We start from the raw sequence: 19,235 nt of genomic DNA, 5'->3' as shown, positions 1-19,235 counted from the left end.
CGGCTTATAAAATAGCAGGAATGCTTTCGCGAACCTGCGCGGGCCATACGCCGCACTGCACCTGACCAATATGCGGCAATTGCAGCAGCAACATCGTCAGACGAGACTGCCCAATCCCGCCGCCGATGGTCTGCGGCATTTCGCCGCGCAGCAGCGCCTGATGCCACTCCAGTTGCAGGCGATCTTCATCACCGGTCAACGCCAGCTGGCGCATCAGCGTATCGGCATCTACGCGGATACCCATAGAGGAAAGCTCAAACGCATCTTCCAGCACCGGGTTCCACACCAGGATATCGCCGTTCAGACCGGCGTAGCCCAGCTCAGATGCGGAGCTCCAGTCATCATAATCCGGCGCGCGTACATCATGGCGGTGGCCATCGCTCAGTTTACCGCCGATCCCCACCAGAAAAACGGCGCCAAGTTCTTTGGCGATCGCGCGTTCGCGCCCTTTCGCATCCAGATCCGGATAGCGAGACAACAGCTCCTGGCTGTGAACAAACTGAATTTGCTCTGGCAGGAACGGCGCCAGACCAAACTGTTTATGCACTTCTGCTTCCGTCGCCTTAATTCCTGCCCATATAGCCTCTACTGTGCTTTTCAGGGTGGAAAATTGGCGCTCGCCATCGCCCATGACACGCTCCCAGTCCCACTGATCCACATAGACCGAGTGGAGCGGAGAGAGTCGGTCTTCATCGGGGCGAAGGGCTTTCATGTGCGTGTACAGCCCTTCGCCCGCGCTGAAGTCATGTTGCCCCAGGGTTTGACGTTTCCACTTCGCCAGTGAATGCACCACTTCGAACTGGGCGTCAGGCAACGCTTTCACTTTTACCTGCACCGCTTTTTCACAGCCGGACAAATTATCCTGCGTACCATCTCCTACGCGACTCAGGATCGGCGCCTGGACCTCAATCAGACCCAGACGCTCCTCAAGCTGGCGAGAGAAATGTGATTTCACGAAGCTAATTTGACGTTGTTTGGCAATGTAAGCGGTTTTCATTTTTTTACTCCTGCGTCCTGTTGCCTATGATTAAGCAACAAAACGAGAGCACTATTCAATAATCAACAGATAAAAAGCCAACTTCGATTTTGATTCGTTAAAAATAATGGCTAAAATAGAGATAATCATTAATCAGCATAAGAAAAAGCGATGGAAAATTATCAGATCGACAATCTGGACCGCGGCATCCTTGACGCCTTAATGGGAAATGCCCGCACCGCCTACGCCGAACTGGCCAAACAATTTGGCGTTAGCCCTGGAACCATTCACGTTCGCGTCGAGAAAATGAAGCAGGCCGGGATCATTACGGGCGCACGGATTGACGTCAGCCCTAAACAGCTGGGCTACGATGTGGGCTGCTTTATTGGCATCATCCTCAAAAGCGCCAAAGACTATCCCTCCGCACTGGCCCGGCTGGAAAGCCTGGATGAGGTGACGGAAGCGTATTACACCACCGGTCACTACAGCATCTTTATAAAAGTGATGTGCAAATCAATCGACGCGCTTCAGCACGTACTTATCAACAAGATCCAAACAATTGATGAAATTCAGTCCACTGAGACACTGATCGTCTTGCAGAACCCGATCATGCGCACCATCAAGCCATGATCGGCTTTTTTAATCCCACATTTTTCCACAGGTAGATCCCAGCTCGTTCACAGAGTACAATGCAGCCTCTTTACCTGAGCGAGCGATCAATGGCAGACATTACTCTTATCAGCGGCAGCACCCTGGGTGGCGCTGAATACGTCGCGGAACATCTGGCGGAAAAGCTGGAAGCTGCCGGTTTTTCAACCGAAACGGTGCACGGTCCGTTATTAGAGGATCTGTCAACTTCCGGGATCTGGCTGATAATCAGCTCAACGCACGGTGCCGGAGACATTCCGGACAACCTGACCCCTTTCTATGAAGACCTTCAGACGCAGAAACCCGATCTTTCCGCGGTACGTTTCGGCGCAATTGGCATTGGTAGTCGAGAATACGACACGTTTTGCGGCGCGATTGAGAAAATAGAAGCGGAACTGAAAGGCGCTGGCGCAAAACAGGTTGGGGAAACACTGAAGATCAACATCCTTGAACATGAGATTCCGGAAGATCCAGCGGAGATTTGGCTCGGATCCTGGATTAATTTACTCAAATAAGTGTAAAGATCGTGCGATACATTGTGGATAAATCTGGTGGAAAGCTTGGATCAACCGGTAGTTATCCAAAGAATAACCGTTGTTCACTTTTTGAGTTGTGTATAAGTACCCGTTTTGATCCCAGCTTATACGGGCCACGATCACCGATCATTCACAGCTAGTGATCCTTTCCAACGCATTGATCTTTATTACAGGATCCGGGTTATCCACAGCCTGGTGCGATCCTAATAAGAGATCACAATAGAACAGATCTCTAAATAAAAAGATCTTCTTTTTAATAGCCCGGATCCCGGGGCTTTCTCCATCGGCTAAAGTTGAGTAGAATCCACCGCCCGGGCTTCAATCCATTTTCACACCGCGTTATGCGAGGCAATTACCATGTTTTATCAGGATCCTTTTGACGTCATTATTATTGGCGGGGGTCATGCAGGCACTGAGGCCGCGATGGCCGCAGCGCGTATGGGTCAACAGACTCTGCTTTTGACACACAATATTGACACGTTGGGACAGATGAGCTGCAACCCGGCGATCGGCGGTATTGGAAAGGGACATCTGGTAAAAGAGGTGGATGCGCTCGGCGGTCTGATGGCGAAAGCGATCGATCAGGCAGGTATTCAGTTTAGGATACTAAACGCCAGCAAAGGTCCGGCCGTTCGCGCTACCCGGGCTCAGGCGGATCGAGTCTTATACCGCCAGGCGGTGCGTACCGCGCTGGAGAATCAGCCGAATCTGATGATCTTCCAGCAAGCTGTTGAAGATCTGATTGTCGAAAACGATCGCGTTGTCGGCGCCGTGACCCAAATGGGGCTCAAATTCCGCGCGAAAGCGGTGGTACTGACCGTCGGAACCTTCCTGGATGGCAAAATTCATATTGGTCTGGATAACTACAGCGGCGGTCGTGCTGGCGATCCGCCATCCATCCCGCTGTCTCGCCGTCTGCGTGAGCTTCCGCTACGCGTCAGTCGCCTGAAAACCGGCACACCGCCGCGTATTGATGCGCGTACTATCGATTTCAGCGTGTTGGCTCAACAGCATGGCGATAACCCGATGCCGGTTTTCTCGTTTATGGGGAATGCTTCTCAGCATCCGCAACAGGTGCCGTGTTACATCACGCATACCAATGAGAAAACCCATGACGTGATTCGTAATAACCTCGATCGTAGCCCAATGTACGCTGGCGTGATCGAAGGGATCGGCCCACGCTACTGCCCTTCGATCGAAGACAAGGTGATGCGTTTTGCCGATCGTAACCAGCATCAGATCTTCCTTGAGCCGGAAGGACTGACCTCTAACGAGATTTACCCTAACGGTATCTCCACCAGCCTGCCGTTTGACGTGCAGATGCAGATTGTCCGTTCCATGCAGGGTATGGAGAACGCGAAGATCGTTCGCCCTGGTTACGCGATTGAGTACGATTTCTTCGACCCGCGCGATCTGAAACCGACTCTGGAAAGTAAATTTATTCACGGCCTGTTCTTTGCTGGTCAAATCAACGGTACTACCGGCTATGAAGAGGCTGCGGCGCAGGGCTTGCTCGCTGGTCTGAATGCCGCGCGTCTTTCCGCCGACAAAGAGGGCTGGGCGCCTGCGCGTTCTCAGGCTTATCTCGGCGTGCTGGTGGACGATCTCTGTACGCTGGGCACCAAAGAGCCGTATCGCATGTTTACCTCCCGCGCCGAATATCGCCTGATGCTGCGTGAGGACAACGCCGATCTGCGTCTGACCGAAATGGGCCGCGAGCTGGGTCTGGTGGATGATGAACGCTGGGCGCGCTTCAACGAGAAGCTGGAAAGTATCGAACGCGAACGTCAGCGGCTGAAATCGACATGGGTAACGCCGTCTGCGGAATCCGCCGATGAAGTGAATGCGCATTTGACCACGCCTCTCTCCCGTGAGGCCAGCGGCGAAGATCTGTTGCGTCGTCCGGAAATGACCTACGCGCAGCTCACTTCGCTTGCCGCATTCGCGCCTGCGCTTGAAGATGAGCAAGCCGCTGAGCAGGTGGAAATCCAGGTCAAATACGAAGGCTATATCGCTCGCCAGCAGGATGAGATTGAAAAACAACTACGTAACGAGAATACGTTGCTGCCTGCCACGCTGGATTATCGTCAGGTTTCCGGTCTGTCGAACGAAGTTATCGCCAAGCTGAACGATCATAAACCGGCGTCTATCGGCCAGGCATCGCGTATCTCCGGCGTTACGCCAGCGGCAATCTCCATTCTGCTGGTATGGCTGAAAAAACAAGGTATGCTGCGTCGTAGCGCTTGATAACACTAATTTGGCGGGGGCGCTTCGCTTGCCCGCCCTACAAATTTGTAGGCCCGATAAGCGAAAGCGCATCGGGCATTTGATTATTAACAGGTAATGACCGTGCTCAACAAACTCTCTCGTCTGCTGGCTGATGCCGGTATTTCTCTTACCGATCACCAGAAAACGCTGCTGGTCGCCTACGTTGATATGCTGCACAAATGGAACAAAGCATACAACCTGACGTCAGTGCGGGATCCCAACGAAATGTTGGTACGCCATATTCTCGACAGCATAGTCGTTGCGCCGTATCTTCAGGGACAGCGTTTTATCGACGTAGGAACAGGACCGGGGCTGCCGGGCATCCCACTGGCTATTGTTCTCCCTGACGCGCATTTCACCTTACTCGACAGCCTGGGCAAGCGGGTACGTTTTCTGCGTCAGGTCCAGCACGAACTGAAACTGGAAAACATCACGCCGGTTCAAAGCCGCGTTGAAGCCTATCCCTCCGAACCACCGTTTGATGGCGTTATCAGCCGCGCTTTCGCATCGTTGAATGATATGGTGAGCTGGTGTCACCATCTGCCGGGAGAGAAAGGGCGTTTTTATGCCTTAAAAGGGCAATTGCCAGGGGATGAAATTGCCTCACTACCTGACAATTTTAGCGTCGAATCTGTTGAAAAATTACGCGTTCCGCAACTGGAAGGCGAGCGGCATCTGGTGATTATTAAGTCAAACAAAGTTTAATTTTTATCAAAAAAAATAGAAAAAAAACGACGCGGCTTGTGTTAAAAATCGACAGGTATAACGCATTTCAGCGTTGTTACATTTAACTCTGGATTTACGGTTTCGTTTCAACATGACAACGTCGCTTCTTTTGTTAAAACAGAGAGTAATCAACTTTGTAAATATCAGTCTGCTAAAAATCGAATCGAAAAATCACTTTTGCTTGTTAAATTTTTATTATAAATGTCAATGGGGCGTTTTTAAGGTGTAAGCTGGTATTTTTAAAACAGTACCTGGTTTTACGCTTAAATATCAAAAAGATGAAAAGGCATGAATTGACACGTAAATGAATTGCGTAAGCATGAATATGTTTAATGTGTGATCTGGTGCACGCTTTATCGCCAGTGTTTTCGCGCTATTTGCAGTTTTGTACGATCGTTCACACTTTGGCTAAAAGTTAAAAATGCGGGCCAGAGAAAAATATTTAAACATTTATTCACCTTTTGGCTACTTATTGTTTGAAATCACGGGGGCGCACCGTATAATTTGACCGCTTTTTGATGCTTGACTCTAAGTCTTAAAGAACGTTTTATACGACACGCGGCATACCTCGAAGTGAGCAGGAGTAAAAACGTGATGTCTGTGTCGCTCGTGAGTCGAAACGTTGCTCGTAAGCTTCTGTTCATTCAGTTTCTGGCGGTAATAGCAAGTGGATTGCTGTTTTGCCTCAAAGACCCCTTCTGGGGCATCTCCGCAGTATGTGGGGGATTGGCAGTGGCACTGCCTAATATGTTGTTTATGATATTTGCCTGGCGTCACCAGGCGCATACACCTGCTAAGGGCCGCGTGTCCTGGACTTTCGCCTTCGGTGAAGCCTTCAAGGTGTTAGCGATGCTGGTTTTACTGGTGGTGGCGTTGGCGGTTTTAAAGGCGGTGTTTTTGCCGCTGATCGTTACGTGGGTTTTGGTGCTGGTGGTTCAGATACTGGCGCCGGCTGTAATTAACAACAAAGGGTAAAAGGCATCATGGCTTCAGAAAATATGACGCCGCAGGAATACATAGGACACCATCTGAATAACCTTCAGCTGGACCTGCGTACTTTCTCGCTGGTGGATCCGCAGAACCCCCCAGCCACCTTCTGGACGCTCAATATTGACTCCATGTTCTTCTCGGTGGTGCTGGGTCTGTTGTTTCTGGTGATGTTCCGTAGCGTTGCTAAAAAAGCGACCAGCGGCGTGCCAGGCAAGTTTCAGACCGCGATTGAGCTGATAGTCGGCTTTGTGCATGGCAGCGTCAAAGACATGTACCATGGCAAAAGCAAGCTGATTGCGCCGCTGGCCCTGACGATTTTCGTCTGGGTATTCCTTATGAACCTGATGGACTTACTGCCTATCGACCTGCTGCCGTATATCGCTGAGCATTGGCTGGGTCTGCCGGCAACGCGCGTGGTGCCGTCTGCTGACGTCAACATCACCCTGTCGATGGCGCTGGGCGTATTCATCCTTATTCTGTTCTACAGCATCAAAATGAAAGGCATCGGCGGCTTCGCAAAAGAGTTGACGCTGCAGCCGTTCAATCACTGGGCGTTCATTCCTGTCAACTTAATCCTTGAAGGGGTAAGTCTGCTGTCCAAACCGGTTTCTCTCGGTCTGCGACTGTTCGGCAACATGTATGCCGGTGAGCTGATTTTCATTCTGATTGCTGGTCTGTTGCCGTGGTGGTCACAGTGGATTCTGAATGTGCCGTGGGCCATTTTCCACATCCTGATTATTACGCTGCAAGCCTTCATTTTCATGGTTCTGACGATTGTCTATCTGTCGATGGCGTCCGAAGAGCATTAATTTACCAACACTACTACGTTTTAACTGAAACAAACTGGAGACTGTCATGGAAAACCTGAATATGGATCTGCTGTACATGGCTGCCGCTGTGATGATGGGTCTGGCGGCAATCGGTGCTGCGATCGGTATCGGCATCCTCGGGGGTAAATTCCTGGAAGGCGCGGCGCGTCAACCTGATCTGATTCCTCTGCTGCGTACTCAGTTCTTTATCGTTATGGGTCTGGTGGATGCTATCCCGATGATCGCTGTAGGTCTGGGTCTGTACGTGATGTTCGCTGTCGCGTAGTAAGCGTTGCTTGAATTAAGAGCAATATCAGAAGGTTAACTAGATAGAGGCATTGTGCTGTGAATCTTAACGCAACAATCCTCGGCCAGGCCATCGCGTTTATTCTCTTTGTCTGGTTTTGCATGAAGTACGTATGGCCGCCGTTAATGGCAGCCATCGAGAAACGTCAGAAAGAAATTGCTGACGGTCTCGCTTCTGCTGAACGAGCACATAAGGATCTTGACCTTGCAAAGGCCAGCGCGACCGACCAGCTGAAAAAAGCGAAAGCGGAAGCTCAGGTAATCATCGAGCAGGCAAACAAACGCCGCGCTCAGATCCTGGACGAAGCCAAAACTGAAGCAGAGCAGGAACGTACTAAAATCGTGGCGCAGGCGCAGGCGGAAATTGAAGCCGAGCGTAAACGCGCCCGTGAAGAGCTGCGTAAGCAAGTTGCTATCCTGGCTGTTGCTGGCGCCGAGAAGATCATCGAACGTTCCGTGGATGAAGCTGCTAACAGCGACATCGTGGATAAACTTGTCGCTGAACTGTAAGGAGGGAGGGGCTGATGTCTGAATTTGTTACGGTAGCTCGCCCCTACGCCAAAGCAGCTTTTGACTTTGCCGTTGAACACCAAAGTGTAGAGCGCTGGCAGGATATGCTGGCGTTTGCCGCCGAGGTAACCAAGAACGAACAAATGGCAGAGCTTCTCTCTGGCGCGCTGGCGCCGGAAACGCTCGCTGAGTCGTTTATCGCAGTCTGCGGTGAGCAGTTAGACGAAAACGGTCAGAACCTGATTCGGGTGATGGCTGAAAATAATCGTCTGAACGCGCTCCCGGATGTTCTGGAGCAGTTTATTCATCTGCGTGCCGCCAGTGAAGCTACCTCCGAGGTAGAAGTTACGTCGGCAACCGCATTGAGTGAAGAGCAGCTTTCGAAAATCAGCGCCGCGATGGAAAAACGTCTGTCACGCAAAGTGAAGCTGAATTGCAAAATCGATAAGTCTGTAATGGCAGGCGTTATCATCCGGGCGGGTGATATGGTCATTGATGGCAGCGTACGCGGCCGTCTTGAGCGCCTTGCAGACGTCTTGCAGTCTTAAGGGGACTGGAGCATGCAACTGAATTCCACCGAAATCAGCGAACTGATCAAGCAGCGCATTGCTCAGTTCAATGTGGTGAGCGAAGCTCACAACGAAGGTACTATTGTTTCTGTCAGTGACGGTGTTATCCGCATTCACGGCCTGGCCGATTGTATGCAGGGTGAAATGATCTCCCTGCCGGGTAACCGTTACGCTATCGCACTGAACCTGGAGCGCGACTCCGTGGGTGCGGTAGTCATGGGTCCATACGCTGACCTTGCCGAAGGCATGAAGGTTAAATGTACGGGCCGTATCCTGGAAGTTCCGGTTGGCCGCGGCCTGCTGGGACGTGTGGTAAACACCCTGGGTGCGCCAATCGACGGTAAAGGTCCGGTTGATAATGACGGCTTCTCTGCCGTTGAAGCGATTGCGCCGGGCGTTATCGATCGTCAGTCTGTCGATCAGCCGGTGCAGACCGGCTATAAAGCCGTTGACTCCATGATCCCAATCGGTCGTGGTCAGCGTGAACTGATCATCGGTGACCGTCAGACCGGTAAAACCGCGCTGGCTATCGACGCCATCATCAACCAGCGCGACTCCGGCATCAAATGTATCTATGTCGCTATCGGCCAGAAAGCGTCCACCATCTCTAACGTGGTGCGTAAACTGGAAGAACACGGCGCGCTGGCTAACACCATTGTTGTGGTGGCGACCGCGTCCGAATCCGCTGCGCTGCAATATCTGGCGCCGTATGCCGGTTGCGCAATGGGCGAATACTTCCGCGACCGCGGCGAAGATGCGCTGATCATTTACGATGACCTGTCTAAACAGGCTGTTGCTTACCGTCAGATCTCCCTGCTGCTCCGTCGTCCGCCAGGACGTGAAGCATTCCCGGGCGACGTATTCTACCTCCACTCTCGTCTGCTGGAGCGTGCTGCGCGTGTTAACGCCGACTACGTCGAAGCCTTCACCAAAGGTGAAGTGAAAGGGAAAACCGGCTCTCTGACCGCGCTGCCGATTATCGAAACGCAGGCAGGTGACGTTTCCGCGTTCGTTCCGACCAACGTAATTTCCATTACCGATGGTCAGATCTTCCTGGAATCTAACCTGTTTAACGCCGGTATTCGTCCTGCGGTTAACCCGGGTATCTCGGTATCCCGTGTAGGTGGCGCAGCCCAGACCAAGATCATGAAAAAACTGTCCGGTGGTATTCGTACCGCGCTGGCGCAGTATCGTGAACTGGCGGCGTTCTCTCAGTTTGCATCCGACCTTGACGATGCCACCCGTAAACAGCTTGACCACGGTCAGAAAGTGACCGAACTGCTGAAACAGAAACAGTATGCGCCGATGTCCGTCGCGCAGCAGTCTCTGGTTCTGTTCGCAGCAGAACGTGGTTATCTGGCGGATGTCGAACTGGCGAAAATCGGTAGCTTCGAAGCCGCACTGCTGGCTTACGTCGACCGTGATCACGCTCCGCTGATGCAAGAGATCAACCAGTCCGGTGGCTATAACGACGAAATCGAAGGCAAGCTGAAAGGCATCCTCGATTCCTTCAAAGCAACCCAGTCCTGGTAACGTCTGGCGGCTTGCCTTAGGGCAGGCCGTAAGGCATTGAGGAGAAGCTCATGGCCGGCGCAAAAGAGATACGTAGTAAGATCGCAAGCGTCCAGAACACGCAAAAGATCACTAAAGCGATGGAGATGGTCGCCGCTTCCAAAATGCGTAAATCGCAGGATCGCATGGCGGCCAGCCGTCCTTATGCAGAGACCATGCGCAAAGTGATTGGTCACCTTGCGAACGGTAATCTGGAATATAAGCACCCCTACCTGGAAGAGCGCGACGTTAAACGCGTGGGCTACCTGGTAGTGTCGACCGACCGTGGTTTGTGCGGTGGCTTGAACATTAACCTGTTCAAAAAGCTGCTGGCGGATATGAAGGCATGGTCCGATAAAGGCGTTCAGTGCGAACTCGCAATGATCGGCTCTAAGGGCGTGTCATTCTTTAATTCCGTAGGCGGCAACGTTGTCGCTCAGGTGACAGGTATGGGGGATAACCCTTCTCTGTCCGAACTGATCGGTCCGGTTAAAGTGATGTTGCAGGCCTACGACGAAGGCCGTCTGGACAAGCTTTACATTGTCAGCAACAAATTTATTAACACCATGTCTCAGGTGCCGACGATCACTCAACTGCTGCCGCTGCCGGCGTCAGAAGATGATGATCTGAAGCGTAAAGCCTGGGATTACCTGTATGAACCAGACCCGAAAGCGCTGCTGGATACTCTCCTGCGTCGTTATGTGGAGTCTCAGGTTTATCAGGGCGTGGTAGAAAACCTGGCCAGCGAGCAGGCCGCACGAATGGTGGCGATGAAAGCCGCAACCGATAATGGCGGCAGCCTGATTAAAGAGCTGCAGTTGGTATACAACAAAGCTCGTCAGGCCAGCATTACTCAGGAACTCACCGAGATCGTCTCGGGGGCCGCCGCGGTTTAACCAGGTTATTTCGTAGAGGATTTAAGATGGCTACTGGAAAGATTGTCCAGGTAATCGGCGCCGTGGTCGACGTCGAGTTCCCTCAGGATGCCGTACCACGCGTGTACGATGCCCTTGAGGTGCAGAATGGTAATGAGAAGCTGGTGCTGGAAGTTCAGCAGCAGCTTGGCGGCGGTATCGTGCGTACCATCGCGATGGGGTCTTCTGACGGTCTGCGTCGCGGTCTGGATGTAAAAGATCTCGAACACCCGATCGAAGTCCCGGTAGGTAAAGCTACGCTGGGTCGTATTATGAACGTCCTGGGCGAACCGGTCGACATGAAAGGCGAGATCGGCGAAGAAGAGCGTTGGGCGATTCACCGCGCAGCGCCTTCCTACGAAGAGTTGTCAAACTCTCAGGAACTGCTGGAAACCGGTATCAAAGTTATCGACCTGATGTGTCCGTTCGCGAAGGGCGGTAAAGTCGGTCTGTTCGGTGGTGCGGGTGTAGGTAAAACCGTAAACATGATGGAGCTTATCCGTAACATCGCGATCGAGCACTCCGGTTACTCTGTGTTTGCGGGCGTAGGTGAACGTACTCGTGAGGGTAACGACTTCTACCATGAAATGACCGACTCCAACGTTATCGATAAAGTATCCCTGGTGTATGGCCAGATGAACGAGCCGCCGGGAAACCGTCTGCGCGTTGCACTGACCGGCCTGACCATGGCGGAGAAATTCCGTGACGAAGGTCGTGACGTACTGCTGTTCGTCGATAACATCTATCGTTACACCCTGGCCGGTACGGAAGTATCCGCACTGCTGGGTCGTATGCCTTCCGCGGTAGGTTACCAGCCGACTCTGGCGGAAGAGATGGGCGTTCTGCAGGAACGTATCACCTCCACCAAGACCGGTTCTATCACCTCCGTACAGGCGGTATACGTACCTGCGGATGACTTAACTGACCCGTCTCCAGCCACCACCTTTGCGCACTTAGATGCAACCGTGGTACTGAGCCGTCAGATCGCATCCCTGGGTATCTACCCGGCCGTTGACCCGCTGGATTCCACCAGCCGTCAGCTGGATCCGCTGGTTGTTGGTCAGGAACACTACGACACCGCGCGTGGCGTTCAGTCCATCCTGCAGCGTTATCAGGAACTGAAAGACATCATCGCCATCCTCGGTATGGATGAACTGTCTGAAGAAGATAAACTGGTGGTAGCTCGCGCGCGTAAGATCCAGCGCTTCCTGTCCCAGCCGTTCTTCGTGGCGGAAGTATTTACCGGTTCTCCGGGCAAATACGTCTCCCTGAAAGACACCATCCGTGGCTTTAAAGGCATCATGGAAGGCGAATACGATCACCTGCCGGAGCAGGCGTTCTACATGGTCGGTTCCATCGACGAAGCCGTGGAAAAAGCCAAAAAACTTTAACGCCTTAATCGGAGGGTGATATGGCAATGACTTACCACCTGGATGTCGTCAGCGCGGAGCAACAAATGTTCTCCGGTCTGGTCGAGAAAATCCAGGTTACGGGTAGCGAAGGCGAACTGGGGATTTACCCGGGGCACGCGCCGCTACTCACCGCCATTAAGCCTGGTATGATTCGCATCGTTAAGCAGCACGGTCATGAAGAGTTTATCTATCTGTCCGGCGGCATTCTGGAAGTGCAGCCTGGCAGCGTGACCGTTCTGGCGGATACCGCGATTCGCGGTCAGGATCTCGACGAAGCGCGAGCCCTGGAAGCGAAGCGTAAAGCCGAAGAGCACATTAAGAGCTCGCACGGTGACGTGGATTACGCTCAGGCGTCTGCGGAACTGGCCAAAGCGATCGCTAAACTGCGCGTTATCGAGTTGACCAAAAAAGCGATGTAACACCGGCTTGAAAGCATAAAACCAGTCTGATTGCGGACTGGTTTTTTTTTATCCTCTCAATTTTTATTCGATAAACTAGCAACGAAAAAAACAAGCGGCTGAAGGCGACGCGTTTTCAGCGACAGCGCTGTTTTCATTAAATCTTTCTTTCTGTCATTGGCATCTGCACATTGTGCGAAGAAGGAAGGAATGGATGCGTTTTTATTGCATAAAATGAGGGATTATTACTATGTCATTTCAGCCATCCTTTGCGGGTCCACAACCCGACTCAAGGATTGATCGTACTACCTTTATTCGTCGCGCTTATCTTCATCTCGCCGGCGCCATCGTCGGTTTTATCGTATTGAGCGCGGCGTGGAGTTTTATAGGGGTCGGGGAGTATGCGCTTGATGTGCTGCTGGCTGGTGGAAGATATAGCTGGTTGGTTGTTCTCGGCGCTTTTATGCTGGTGGGAATGCTGGCGACCCGTCTGGCGGATAATGCGGGGACTAATCAAACGCAACTTATCGGGCTGGGGATTTATGTGTTGGCAGAATCCCTGATTTTTGCCCCCCTGTTAACGGTGGCGGCGTATATTAACCCGTCGAGCATTGGCGCGGCGGCAATAACGACCCTGTTGCTGGTTGGTGGTCTGACGTTTACCGCTTTTTCCATAAAAAAAGACTTTTCTTTTCTGCGCTCGTTTCTGACTATGGCTGGGTTCATTGCTTTTGGCGCGATTATTGCCAGCGTCATCTGCGGCTTCTCGCTGGGCGTCTGGTTTTCTGCGCTAATGGTACTGCTGTGCGCCGGGTTTATACTTTACGACACTTCTAACATTATTCACCATTACCCTACCGATCGCCCTGCTGGCGCGGCATTACATCTGTTCGCTTCTATCGCGACCATGTTCTGGTATATTTTGCGGATTTTTATGTCGCGTAATTAAGTAAAAAATACGTGCAACGGAAAACCAGCGGCCTCTGTCGCTGGTTTTTGCTTTTCTGACTCCCCTGCGCTTTATTACGTTATCTTCTTTATTTATGGTGTAAAAAAACAGCAAAAACATCGGACTACGTTGCCAATACGCGGGTGTTTTTACTTTTCAGGAGACAAGAGGCGCGGTAATGAACGAAAATGATTCATTAGCAGGCGGGGATGTTATCCCGGTGAGCGTTTTATCCTTCTTCCATTTTACGATGAAAAAAATGTAGTATTTTCAACGTGAAACAGTATAAATTCGTTCTCAAATTACAGTCAGGACGCGTATGTTAAATAGTGCTATGAGCGTAGTGATCCTTGCCGCAGGTAAAGGCACGCGCATGTATTCCGATATTCCTAAAGTGCTGCACACGCTGGCGGGTAAACCCATGGTGCAGCATGTCATTGATGCAGCTACTAAATTAGGGGCCGCACAGGTTCATCTGGTCTATGGCCACGGTGGCGAGTTGTTAAAACAGACCCTGAAAGATGACAAGCTAAACTGGGTGCTTCAGGCGGAACAGTTGGGTACAGGTCACGCAATGCAGCAGGCCGCGCCCTTCTTTAGCGACGATGAAGATATTTTAATGCTTTACGGCGACGTGCCGCTGATTTCGGTTGAAACCTTACAGCGCCTGCGCGATGCCAAACCGCAGGGTGGTATTGGGTTATTAACCGTGAAGCTGGACGATCCGAGCGGCTATGGCCGTATTACGCGTGAAAACGGTAAAGTGACCGGCATCGTTGAACATAAAGACGCCACTGATGAACAGCGTCAGATCCAGGAAATTAACACTGGTATTCTGATCGCCAACGGCGCGGACCTGAAACGCTGGTTGTCTAAGCTGACTAACAATAATGCGCAGGGTGAATATTACATCACAGATATCATCGCGCTGGCTTATCAGGAAGGACGGGAAATCGCCGCGGTGCATCCGGCTCGCATCAGCGAAACGGACGGCGTGAATAACCGTCTACAGCTTTCTCGTCTGGAGCGTATTTACCAGGCCGAACAGGCGGAGAAACTGCTGTTATCCGGCGTTATGTTGCGCGATCCGGCACGTTTTGATCTCCGCGGCACCCTTCATTGTGGAATGGATGTCGAAATTGACGCTAACGTTATCATCGAAGGTTATGTAACGCTCGGTCACCGCGTGAAGATCGGCGCGGGCTGCATTATTAAAAACAGCGTTATTGGCGATGACTGCGAAATTAGCCCATACAGCGTGGTGGAAGATGCGCATCTGGAAGCGGCCTGCACCATCGGCCCGTTTGCTCGCCTGCGTCCCGGCGCTGAGTTGTTAGCGGGCGCTCACGTCGGCAATTTCGTTGAAATGAAAAAAGCGCGTCTGGGTAAAGGTTCTAAAGCCGGCCATCTGACCTACCTGGGCGATGCGGAAATTGGCGACAACGTGAATATTGGCGCGGGGACCATCACCTGTAACTATGATGGCGCGAACAAATTCAAAACGGTTATTGGCGACGATGTGTTTGTCGGCTCCGATACCCAACTGGTGGCGCCGGTTACTGTTGGTAAAGGGGCCACCATCGCCGCAGGGACTACCGTCACCCGTAATGTAGCCGACAATGAACTGGTATTAAGCCGCGTGCCGCAGGTGCATAAGCAAGGCTGGCAGCGTCCGGTGAAGAAAAAGTGATTTTGTAGGCCGGATAAGCGTCAGCGCCATCCGGCAGACCGGAGATGAGAGGATAAAATAATCCTCCGCTCCATGAGCAGTACTTATAAAAATAACCCCACTCTCTACAAGGCTCGGGGCGCCCGCAACGACGGGCATACAGGTCAGCGACAACGCATGGCGTAATGCCATAATCAGGAAATAAAACTATGTGTGGAATTGTTGGCGCTATCGCGCAGCGTGATGTAGCTGAAATCCTTCTCGAAGGTTTACGTCGTCTGGAATACCGCGGATATGACTCTGCCGGTCTGGCCGTGGTGGATGCAGAAGGTCATATGACCCGCCTGCGTCGCCTCGGTAAAGTCCAGATGCTGGCTCAGGCAGCGGAAGAACACCCGCTGCATGGCGGCACCGGTATTGCTCACACTCGCTGGGCGACGCACGGTGAACCTTCAGAAGCTAACGCGCATCCGCATGTTTCTGAACATATTGTGGTGGTGCATAACGGCATCATCGAAAACCATGAACCGCTGCGTGAAGCGTTAAAAGCGCGTGGCTATACCTTCGTTTCTGAAACCGACACCGAAGTGATTGCACACCTGGTAAACTGGGAACTGAAACAAGGCGGCACTCTGCGAGACGCGGTTCTGCGTGCGATCCCGCAACTGCGTGGCGCATATGGCACGGTGATCATGGATACCCGTCACCCGGATACCCTACTGGCTGCCCGTTCAGGTAGCCCGCTGGTGATTGGCCTGGGTATGGGCGAAAACTTTATCGCTTCTGACCAGCTGGCGCTGTTGCCAGTGACTCGTCGCTTTATTTTCCTTGAAGAGGGCGATATCGCTGAAATCACTCGCCGTTCGGTAAATATCTTCGATAACACCGGCGCGGAAGTAAAACGTCAGGATATCGAATCCAATCTGCAGTATGACGCCGGTGATAAAGGCATTTACCGCCACTATATGCAGAAAGAGATCTACGAGCAGCCGAACGCGATCAAAAACACCCTTACCGGGCGCATCAGCCACGGTCAGGTGGATTTAAGCGAGCTGGGACCGAACGCCGACGAACTGCTGTCGAAGGTTGAGCATATTCAGATCCTCGCCTGCGGTACGTCTTACAACTCCGGTATGGTTTCCCGTTACTGGTTTGAATCGCTGGCAGGTATTCCGTGCGACGTTGAAATCGCCTCTGAATTCCGCTATCGCAAATCTGCCGTGCGTCGTAACAGCCTGATGATTACCCTGTCACAGTCTGGCGAAACCGCAGATACCCTGGCTGGCCTGCGTCTGTCGAAAGAGCTGGGATATTTGGGCTCTCTGGCCATTTGTAACGTGCCGGGATCTTCGCTGGTGCGTGAATCCGATCTGGCGCTGATGACCAATGCCGGAACGGAAATTGGCGTAGCATCTACCAAAGCCTTCACCACCCAGTTAACCGTGCTGTTGATGCTGGTGGCGAAACTGGCGCGTCTGAAAGGTCTGGATGCGTCCATTGAGCATGATATCGTGCATGGCCTACAGGCGCTGCCGAGCCGTATTGAGCAGATGCTGTCGCAGGACAAACGTATCGAAGCCCTGGCGGAAGATTTCTCTGACAAACACCATGCACTGTTCCTGGGGCGTGGCGATCAATATCCGATTGCGCTCGAAGGCGCGCTGAAGTTGAAAGAGATCTCTTACATTCACGCGGAAGCCTATGCTGCAGGCGAGCTGAAACACGGGCCGTTGGCGCTGATTGACGCCGATATGCCGGTGATTGTGGTGGCGCCGAACAACGAACTGCTGGAGAAACTGAAATCCAACATCGAAGAAGTTCGCGCACGTGGCGGTCAGTTGTACGTCTTCGCCGATCAGGATGCGGGTTTCGTCAGCAACGACAACATGCACATCATCGAGATGCCGCATGTGGAAGAAGTGATCGCGCCTATCTTCTACACCGTTCCGCTGCAACTGCTGGCGTATCACGTGGCGCTGATTAAAGGCACCGACGTTGACCAGCCGCGTAACCTGGCGAAATCGGTGACGGTAGAGTAAGTACAAATGTTGCACCAGGCAGAAGGCCGTCGACAGACGGCCTTTTTTTGTGCGCTGTGACAGGCGCTGTTCTTTCTCTATGGTGGCTGAAGAGCGACTAAGAGGTGCTACGCCTGCCTGCGCTACGGGCACCCGGTCACATTCTCTTCTTTAAGGCCCTGGCTCAATCCAGGTGGATCGGAAATCAAACCACCCCAGGTTATTCAGGTGGATCCCCCTGGCCCGGTCGGGGCTTTTGAGTCGCATCCAGTGGTGAAAAAGCGGCTGTAGCCAGCCTGAACGGGTGGTTTCCCTGACCAGTTGTTCCGCGCTGATGGTTTCGGCATGCCACTGGGTTTCCCATTGGGCCAGCAGCGCATCATCCCCACCACTGATGGCGTGGCGCAGTAAAGGGGAGCCCAGTAGCCATGTACCGACGTTCCACTCTTCGGGAATGGGGAAATTGACCGTCCCCAGCCAGAGATCCACATTGGCTTTGCCATTCGCCCAGTCATCATAATTCAGCTCAACGCCCTCAAGTAAAATGCCCTGCTGGCGCATGATCTCTTGCATGATATCCAGGAGCATTGGAAATTCAGGGTGCTGATCGTGATAGGCCAGACGCAGTTTCGCGTAGGGCGACGACGAAATAAAAGGTGAACAGGCCGGGCCCGCCTCAATAGTATGAAACCAGGAGGACAGCAGGCTGCCGCCCGGTACCCAGAAGGGGCGAATTGCCTCACTCAGATGCTGGAGTATGGCGTAAGGGCTGAGTGTTTCCCGTAGCCAGCGGCGATGTTCGGCGGTATGCCAGTGCGGGGAGCGGCTGTCGCATAATAAAAAATATCCTCCACGCTCAAGAAACATCTCGCGCAGGTTGTCAGAAGGTTTGCCTGATACCTGGCTAAGCCGTCCGGAAACGTAATCCTCATCGCTCAGGCTGGAGCTGAGCCAGGCTGCCGTGTCGTTATCCGACAGCGATTCCGCCAGATTGTCTGTCTCCGTTAAATTCGGCCAGATAAAGACCTCCACTTCATCCAGCAGCCCGCGCAGACCAAAGTAGTGGTCAAAGGCCTTCATTTGCAGATGAAAGCCATTGTTTTCCACCACCTCATAAGGGCCAGTCCCCACAGGATGTGCCGGGAAATCAGCGCGTTGTGTATGGTCAGGTGGTAGGATCATGGCATCAATATGGCTGAGCAGCAGAGGCAGTCGGTTATCCGGGTGCGCCAGCGTAATTTCAAGGCTCAGCGGCCCGGTGGCCTGAATGGTCTGCAAGTGCGAGAACAACGGCAGCTTAGCGCTGCGGGTCAGTGAAGCGATAACCGCGTCGATCGTCAGCTCCTGACCATCATGCCAGAGGACGGCGGGGCGCAGATAAAAACGCCAGCGCAGTGGATCAATCTGCCGCCAGTGGTGGGCAAGATCGGCTTCGACTTCACCTTTTTCCTCATTTATGCGCGTCAGGCCGCTAAAAATCTGCCTGACCAGATGCTGTTCAGAGCGGCGCAACGGCGTGCCGGGGCACAGCGACGGCATTGTCCGGTAATAGGGGATGCACAGCCGCTGATAGTCTGCCCGCACGCTATAGCCCAGTTTTGAGCGCAGCAGTTGCGCCACCTGGTGCTTATTTTTACCCAGCAGCTGAATGGCCTGATCAACATGACCAGACTCCAGTAACTGCTCCGCCTTTTCGCTTAACAGCTGTTCTGGTTTATAGCGCAGGTGAAGCCGGGCGCGATGCCCACGTCCGGCCTGTGATTGCCAGATGAGCCACTTTGCCTCCTGCATCTGAAGCAACAGATTACGCATATGCCGCCGGGTACAGAACAACACATCCGCCAGCTCCTGTAGCGTCACGCTAACGGGCTTATCGCCATAGTGCTGGAGTAGCTTTAAGTATTTTTGTTCAGTGTGCCGGGTTGTCATAAAAGGTGAAATTTCCCGAACGGGAATGAGCAATTTTTAATATCCCCTTTTTAGCCG

General features: G+C 52.6%; 18 protein-coding genes. 16 read left to right on the top strand and 2 right to left on the bottom strand.

The features are described from left to right. Positions 1 to 4 precede the first annotated feature (4 nt). The gene (asnA, locus tag HV477_RS22505; RefSeq protein ID WP_000845123.1) at positions 5 to 997 is read right to left on the bottom strand and encodes an aspartate--ammonia ligase; all 993 of its coding nucleotides are present in this window, start codon (positions 995 to 997) and stop codon (positions 5 to 7) included. A gap of 150 nt (positions 998 to 1,147) precedes the next feature. On the opposite strand from asnA, the gene asnC reads away from it, so the two are divergent. The 16 genes from asnC to glmS all read left to right on the top strand — a co-directional run bounded on the left by asnC (position 1,148) and on the right by glmS (position 17,270). Then, complete coding sequence (asnC, locus tag HV477_RS22500; protein ID WP_000433018.1) at positions 1,148 to 1,606, top strand: transcriptional regulator AsnC; 459 nt, start codon at positions 1,148 to 1,150, stop codon at positions 1,604 to 1,606. Between the two features lie 89 nt (positions 1,607 to 1,695). Next, positions 1,696 to 2,139, top strand: a complete 444-nt coding sequence (mioC, locus tag HV477_RS22495; RefSeq protein ID WP_000763722.1) for an FMN-binding protein MioC — start codon at positions 1,696 to 1,698, stop codon at positions 2,137 to 2,139. 378 nt (positions 2,140 to 2,517) lie between these two features. Further along, on the top strand, positions 2,518 to 4,407 hold the full coding sequence (mnmG, locus tag HV477_RS22490) for a tRNA uridine-5-carboxymethylaminomethyl(34) synthesis enzyme MnmG (RefSeq protein WP_000499875.1): 1,890 nt from the start codon (positions 2,518 to 2,520) through the stop codon (positions 4,405 to 4,407). A 102-nt stretch (positions 4,408 to 4,509) separates the two neighbouring features. Continuing rightward, a complete protein-coding gene (gene rsmG, locus HV477_RS22485; RefSeq protein WP_001519938.1) occupies positions 4,510 to 5,133 on the top strand; it encodes a 16S rRNA (guanine(527)-N(7))-methyltransferase RsmG in 624 nt (207 codons plus the stop codon). Between the two features lie 615 nt (positions 5,134 to 5,748). Continuing rightward, positions 5,749 to 6,129, top strand: a complete 381-nt coding sequence (gene atpI / locus HV477_RS22480) for a F0F1 ATP synthase subunit I (protein WP_000116685.1) — start codon at positions 5,749 to 5,751, stop codon at positions 6,127 to 6,129. A gap of 8 nt (positions 6,130 to 6,137) precedes the next feature. Then, a complete protein-coding gene (atpB, locus tag HV477_RS22475) occupies positions 6,138 to 6,953 on the top strand; it encodes a F0F1 ATP synthase subunit A (protein WP_000135632.1) in 816 nt (271 codons plus the stop codon). Positions 6,954 to 6,999: 46 nt separating this feature from the next. Beyond that, positions 7,000 to 7,239, top strand: a complete 240-nt coding sequence (gene atpE, locus HV477_RS22470) for a F0F1 ATP synthase subunit C (RefSeq protein ID WP_000429386.1) — start codon at positions 7,000 to 7,002, stop codon at positions 7,237 to 7,239. 59 nt (positions 7,240 to 7,298) lie between these two features. Next, entirely contained in the window at positions 7,299 to 7,769 is a 471-nt protein-coding gene (atpF, locus tag HV477_RS22465; RefSeq protein ID WP_001052212.1) for a F0F1 ATP synthase subunit B, read from the top strand. Positions 7,770 to 7,783: 14 nt separating this feature from the next. Further along, positions 7,784 to 8,317, top strand: a complete 534-nt coding sequence (gene atpH / locus HV477_RS22460; protein ID WP_001288957.1) for a F0F1 ATP synthase subunit delta — start codon at positions 7,784 to 7,786, stop codon at positions 8,315 to 8,317. 12 nt (positions 8,318 to 8,329) lie between these two features. Continuing rightward, complete coding sequence (atpA, locus tag HV477_RS22455; protein WP_001176751.1) at positions 8,330 to 9,871, top strand: F0F1 ATP synthase subunit alpha; 1,542 nt, start codon at positions 8,330 to 8,332, stop codon at positions 9,869 to 9,871. 50 nt (positions 9,872 to 9,921) lie between these two features. Then, positions 9,922 to 10,785, top strand: coding sequence for a F0F1 ATP synthase subunit gamma (atpG, locus tag HV477_RS22450; RefSeq protein WP_000896506.1), 864 nt, complete (start codon positions 9,922 to 9,924; stop codon positions 10,783 to 10,785). A gap of 26 nt (positions 10,786 to 10,811) precedes the next feature. Next, complete coding sequence (gene atpD / locus HV477_RS22445) at positions 10,812 to 12,194, top strand: F0F1 ATP synthase subunit beta (protein ID WP_000190499.1); 1,383 nt, start codon at positions 10,812 to 10,814, stop codon at positions 12,192 to 12,194. A gap of 20 nt (positions 12,195 to 12,214) precedes the next feature. Beyond that, positions 12,215 to 12,634, top strand: a complete 420-nt coding sequence (locus HV477_RS22440) for a F0F1 ATP synthase subunit epsilon (protein ID WP_001251971.1) — start codon at positions 12,215 to 12,217, stop codon at positions 12,632 to 12,634. A 229-nt stretch (positions 12,635 to 12,863) separates the two neighbouring features. Beyond that, positions 12,864 to 13,562: a Bax inhibitor-1 family protein gene (locus HV477_RS22435; RefSeq protein ID WP_061425140.1), complete on the top strand. Its 699-nt coding sequence runs from the start codon at positions 12,864 to 12,866 to the stop codon at positions 13,560 to 13,562. A gap of 319 nt (positions 13,563 to 13,881) precedes the next feature. Then, positions 13,882 to 15,252, top strand: a complete 1,371-nt coding sequence (glmU, locus tag HV477_RS22430; RefSeq protein WP_000934851.1) for a bifunctional UDP-N-acetylglucosamine diphosphorylase/glucosamine-1-phosphate N-acetyltransferase GlmU — start codon at positions 13,882 to 13,884, stop codon at positions 15,250 to 15,252. 188 nt (positions 15,253 to 15,440) lie between these two features. Then, entirely contained in the window at positions 15,441 to 17,270 is a 1,830-nt protein-coding gene (glmS, locus tag HV477_RS22425; RefSeq protein ID WP_079899293.1) for a glutamine--fructose-6-phosphate transaminase (isomerizing), read from the top strand. A 150-nt stretch (positions 17,271 to 17,420) separates the two neighbouring features. Here glmS and HV477_RS22420 read toward each other — a convergent pair whose 3' ends face one another. Further along, positions 17,421 to 19,178 (bottom strand): SgrR family transcriptional regulator, encoded by a 1,758-nt coding sequence (locus tag HV477_RS22420; protein ID WP_023239316.1) that lies wholly within the window; start codon positions 19,176 to 19,178, stop codon positions 17,421 to 17,423. Between the last annotated feature and the right edge of the window lie 57 nt (positions 19,179 to 19,235).

This window comes from Salmonella sp. SG203, from assembly GCF_013350575.1.
Lineage (GTDB): Bacteria > Pseudomonadota > Gammaproteobacteria > Enterobacterales > Enterobacteriaceae > Salmonella > Salmonella enterica.
Note: the sequence above shows the minus strand (reverse complement) of the source record. Positions and strands in the feature narration are given on the sequence as shown.